Annotated in this window: 1 pseudogene; it reads right to left on the minus strand. The window is 58.0% G+C overall.

From position 1 onward, the window contains the following. Window positions 1-212: pseudogene (locus AC0L28_RS34725) on the minus strand (LysR family transcriptional regulator); the annotation flags it as partial. Window positions 213-612 lie beyond the last annotated feature (400 nt).

The following is a 612-nucleotide window of genomic DNA, read 5'->3' on the forward strand; positions in this document are numbered from 1 at the left end:
GCTCGGCTCATCGACGGTTGGCTCAAGCGCACGTGCCGAGCCGCATGCGTGACGTTGCGGTGCTCCAGCAGCGCCTCGAGAGACAACAGTAAATTCAGGTCAAGGGATGCCAGCATTTGCTGTTGCCGTGCGGCGCGAGCGCCCTCGACAATCAGTCGTGGCCGCTCACACGTGTTTGAAGAAATCTGCTGACTGCAAGAGAGCTCACCCATGTCTTTTTCCTCTTGTTTTAATATGGAATGTGCTCGAGCGAACGTCTTGAGATCTGGCGTGCGGTGTAGGTCGATGCTGCTTAGCACATCAGCAATGTCGCCAACCGGGTGGTCGACATATTCAATACACGGGGTCTCGATCAGCGAAGCGGGGACAGTCGAATGCTCGACACCGACGGACCCGGCAACAAGAGCCCTTATGGCGGATCGGCTCAACTAGTTTGATGAGGGGACCGCAGCCGCGAGCTCTTCGCTCCCGTGCCAGCACATTCGGCTACAACCCAATTGGGTAGCTGGTCTGCGGTCATCGCCATCGGGGTTATCACAGCACATTAACCACGCCTCGGCGAGGCCGGAATGCTGCCCTGATTCACTTGGTCGCGATCAGCCTCATGCTGGC

The organism is Mesorhizobium sp. WSM4847 (assembly GCF_055811335.1).